The 5,346-nt window shown below is 38.3% G+C and carries 1 protein-coding gene; it reads right to left on the bottom strand.

Going from position 1 to position 5,346, the window contains the following annotated elements:
* Nucleotides 1–98: 98 nt before the first annotated feature.
* Nucleotides 99–5,346, bottom strand: a 5,248-nt coding sequence (locus tag ACFVSH_RS22290; protein ID WP_387707877.1) for an AAA domain-containing protein, incomplete at its 5' end; no start/stop codon positions are given.

Below are 5,346 nucleotides of genomic sequence, written 5' to 3' on the forward strand. Positions count from 1 at the left end.
TGTGTATAAGAGACAGATGTTACATATATTAAAAAGTATCATTCACTAAATAACAAAGCCCTATCTCTCTTGAGTATAGGGCTTGTTCTAGTTCTTATTTATTCACTTTCAAGCTTACTTAATAAATTCTTAAGCCGTGTTATTTCAAATTTACGTTTCTTAAACCACTCTTGGGACCAAATCCGGTGAATTTTCCATCCCAAGTTTTCAAGAACTTGCTGGCGTAAACGGTCTCGGTCTCGAGCGACTTTCGAACTGTGATAGGTTTTACCATCACATTCAATGCCACACAGATATGAATCAGGTCGACTAGGGTCTACTACCGCTAAATCAATTTTATAGCCCGAAGCTCCAACTTGAGTATGAACCTCATATCCCATATTTACAAGAGCTTCGTACACATCTTCTTCGAATGGCGAATCGAAAATTTTGGTGTTGTCTGTAGATGAATAAGTTGGAAGATGTCCATTTCTAGCCATTTCCATGTAATCTCGTAAACGATGAACACCAATGCTCTTTGTCCTTCCCAACGGAATATCCTGAGGCAATAAGGAACTGATCAATTTAATATGATATTTGGCGCGAGTTATTGCTACATTCAAACGTCGCTCACCCCCATTTTTGGTTAAAGGCCCAAAGTTCATATGAAGGTTGCCATCAGGTGTTTTCCCGTATCCAATACTAAAGAAAATCACATCACGTTCATCCCCCTGTACATTTTCCAAGCTCTTCACAAAAAATTCATCCATTTGGCCTTCTTTAAAAAATTGCTCCATTGAGGAGTTATTTCTTCTCAAAAGGTCAATTTGGTCACGAATCTCAGTTGCCTGCGCATCACTGAAGGCAATGACTCCTAAAGAACGATCCGGGGATTTCCGGAAGTGCTCGAATACCATTTGAGCGGTGACTTCTGCTTCTCTCTGATTACTTCGGGTTCCGCCTCGGTCATACAATCCATCCGGTACATGAACAAATTTAACACCTAACTCATCACCATTTTCAGCACTAGGGAATGTAATTAAACTGTTTGAATAAAAAGCCGAGTTGGAAAAAGAAATTAGTGACTCATGTCTACTCCGATAATGCCAGCGTAATCGCATATTCTCTAGTACATACATGCACTCATCAAGAATGCTCTCATACTCTACTTCATTTTCATCTTCAAATTCTTCACCTGCTCCACCCGCTTTAAAAAAGTCTGTTGGTGGTAGCTGCTTATTATCACCTACAATAATAACTTGGGATGCTCGAATAATTGAACCGATCGCATCTTCGGGGAAAATTTGGGACGCCTCGTCAAAGATGACCACATCAAATGAAATATCATTAGCATCTAAATACTGGCTCACCGACAAAGGACTCATCAGAAAGCACGGTTTAATTTCTAAGGCTAAAGCAGAAGTTTGTGATATTAATTTCCGAATCGCCAGATGGCGTTTCTTTTTTCCAATTTCATGAAGCAAAACCCCAAGTTCCCGGCGATAGGTGAGACTATCAATGGCATGCTTACGGTTTTGTTCCAAAATCTTTTGTATCCGCTCCCCATTCTGTTCTAGGCTCTTTAAATCAGACTCACGGAAATTAAGAATTGTTTCATTAGCTCGTTCCGCATCAAAATCATAGAGGATTTCTTCGTCCTGATAAACACTATCCAACCATTTTCGATAAAATCTTTTCTGAAACAGTTCAGAGAAGGAACCTTTAGATGGTTTTTCTTTTTCGAGATATTCCAAGAAAGAAGACAGTTGAGCATCTTTTATTTTCTTCTCCAAACGTTGATAACGAATCCATTCCTCGAGTTGCTCCATTGAATCAGCACGTTTATTAATCCAAGAAATATAAGTATCAAGTGGACATTTTTGTAAGCTATTTCCCTTTATCTTAAGGGTTTCTTCTGTAAAATAGGTCACTAATTGTCCGTATTGTTGATCATGTTGTTTCAAAACCTCTTCACTTTTTTTATAAACAGAAAACAATTCTTGTTTTTGTTCTAGAGTGGAACCTTCTGAAATGTATGCCAAGAGGGTATCCGGCACATGCCCATGCGTAAAATATTGCATCCATTCTTCCAGCCACGCTAACGCATCAAAAATAATTTCCCAATTTGTTGTATAACCTGAAAAATAATCGCCGAAGGTTTCCTTTAAGGAGTCTAATTCAGTATCGAGAAGCTGTTTTAGCTCCTGAACATTAATAGCTTGTTGCAAATCTATTTTCAGCTCTGAGACAGTTAGATATTCACGTTTAATGAACCGTCCAATTAAATCGTATTCCTTATACCAGTGGTCAAGGTTCTCATGCAACCAGTCAAAGCTAGTGGTTAAGCAGGACATTTTCCACTTAAGGACCTCTGTTCGATGGAAATCATCGAATAAATGAGGGACTTTCTCCAACAAAATGTTAATAGTAAGTTCCAATTGTTGTAAAGCTCTTTTTAAGTCGTTATATCGGTCTCCAATCGTGAAAGAATCCTCCATTAAAAGAGCCTGAAAGCGTTCCGGAATAAAAGTAGCGGAAGTTTGTAACTTCTCTACATCGGAGAGTGCTTGTTCAACACTTTCCCATGGCGTGCGTTCCTTTTGATACCAAGAGCCTATAACCTCTTTTAACTGAGGCTCGTGTTCAATCAATTGATTTTTCAGTTGAACAATTGATAATGCTAAGTCTGTATCCTGTAATAAATCCTGTAGGGATAGATATGAAACCGTTCCAGGCTTTCTTACATCTAATAGTTGTTTAGTGTTACCATAAAATTTCTGCAATTTCACCTGCAGCTCTTTCAATTCATTCGTTACTTCGATAATTGACCATTGTTCTACAGGTTGGGCATTCCACTTAATAAAGAGGGTTGGGAACTCACCTTGAAGGGATTGAAGCACCTCTAGCATGTTAGCTGAAGCGGAGTTCAATCGTCCATATTCCGAAATCAGATGTTCCAAAGGTCCAGCCGATTGAATCAGAACCTCTTGTAAAGAAGCTGGTGCTTTGAAAGCTGGAAACATCTGTTGAATTTCTTGTAAAGCATAAAATGACTCCTCAATACTATTCCATGCTGTTTCATGTTCCTTATAATGCCTTCCAAAATAAATGCGGAAATCGGATTGTTTTTCGTCCATCCATTTTTTGTACTCCAACACCCGTTTAGCCGAGCGGACATGTTTAATTAGTGTATCGAAGTCGTATTTCGTTTTTTGTTTCAATTTTGAGCTTATCCATTTTCGATCTCGATTGAAGTTTCCGTTAAAAACCCTCATAGGGGATTGATATGTTGTTTCAAACCGTTCTAGCATATCAAATATACGTTCTTCATCTAGAATTTCTTCTTCATAGAGCTCCAATGTAGCCGACAATTCCCGTTGATATTTCTTTTGAACGTCCTTGGATTGTTGAATAAAACTATAAATATCGTGCTGACGTTCGGTTTGAAACCATATCGGTGTCGGCCTCGGGTCTTGAGAAAGCAGCTCTATCATCGATTTTATGTTCGTAACTGACTTTACATTGGGCAGTTCTGTATCTAGTAATTGAGAGACATAAGGTACTACTTGTTCAAATTGTTGCTGTAGAGCTAAATACTTTTCAATTCGCTCTTGGATTGAGAGCCTTTTGCTGAAAACCTCATCTTCTTTTGTATCTGTCCTGTTAGATGAGGCAAACATAGGAAAAAGTTCCGCCCCTTGTGTCTCAATCGTTTGTCGTAGCGTAAACAAATCCAGTTCCAGGATAGAAGGTTCATATTTTTGCTGTAACAAACCTTGCTTTTGTTCCAAGGCCAAAAATCTTCGTTTAGCTTCTTGAACAGATTTTTGAACTCCTTCTAAATCGTGAAACCATTGTTTTGTTGGGCTCGGCTTTTTCAAAATCGTCTCCATGAAAACACTCAAAAGATGGACGTCCTCAACCTTTTGAATGAGAGGCAGACCAAATTCATCTGTAACAGATTGTAAATCCTCAATAGTCTGCAATGAATATCTTCCCTGTTTAATGGTTTTCTCGAAAACATCCCGCTCTTGAACAAGTATTATTGGGTCCTGAGAACCAAATGATTTAAATAAGTCTTCGGATCGAACAAACAACTCATCATTGATGGTCGATAAGTCATTCTCTAAGATATCTGGGTGGTACAATTGAGACAAAGCCCTTTTCTCCTTCAAGAAGGTCGACATCTTCTCCTGATATTTCTTAGCTTCTTGGATAGTTGTTTGAATCGCTTCTTGCTTAAACCAATGTTGAGGTGGATTAGGTGAATATTTAGCCATTTCGATTATGGTTTGATTTTGACGAATGTCTTCAATTGTTTCACTTCTTAATCCCAATTTTTGTTGACTGGTTTGAACTGATTGACAAAGTTCATTAATACTTTTCAGAATCTCTTGAAGCAATGAATCCATGGTGGATGCCAATTGCAGACTATAAACCTGCTTGTTAAACCCCTTCCAAATCGGGGCATGTTCAACTAAAATCATTTTGTTACGATAACGCTCTAATTCATTTAAAAGATCCAGAGTGTATTCAAACTTTGTCGACTCGTTAATATCAAAATCAAAAAGCATTTCGTCAATTTCATCAAGTTTTGCTAAGACTCCGTGAATTTCATAAACGGACTTCCCGAAAGGTTCACGAATCTGATGCAGTTTTTCAGAATACGTATTAAGTTGCTCTCTTAAGTGATTGATATTTGAATAAAGTTCATTTTTAATTTGGTTACGGTTCGGATGTTTATCCATAACCTGCTGAAACGAATCCAAAACCGACCGTTTATTAGCTTTATGGCTATGTAACTCCATCGAGAATTCACCCAGTCCAACGCTCTCTAAACGGGATTTAACCACTTCAAGGGCCGCCATTTTTTCGGATACGAATAAAACTTTTTTATTTACCGCCAAGCATTCAGCAATGATGTTCGAAATCGTCTGGCTTTTCCCCGTACCCGGAGGGCCTTGTAGAACAAAACTTACACCATTTTTGGCCGCAATGATTGCTTGCTGTTGGCTATAATCCGCATCTAAAACCTGATAGGATTCTTCGGACGGCACTTTACGGTCCAGACTGCTCTCATCCGGCACAGATGATAAATCAATTATATTATCGTCATTATCAGTTTCTACTCCGGATATCTTACGGATAAGAGGGTGACTTTCAAGCAAATCTCGGTAATTTTCAAGATCTTTATACATCACTAATTTACTAAAGGAAAATAAAGAGAGATAGAGTTCAGGTGAAACGGACCACCCTTCTAAATAATCGATTTGTTTAGATATTTCGCTCCATATTGTTTGGAGTTCTACCTCTTCTTGATCAACTAACTCCGTAAATGTAATCCCCTTCTCTTCCCGTAGTTTGTGG

Origin of the sequence: Peribacillus sp. NPDC058002, from assembly GCF_042886655.1 — a bacterium.
Lineage (GTDB): Bacteria > Bacillota > Bacilli > Bacillales > DSM-1321 > Peribacillus > Peribacillus aracenensis.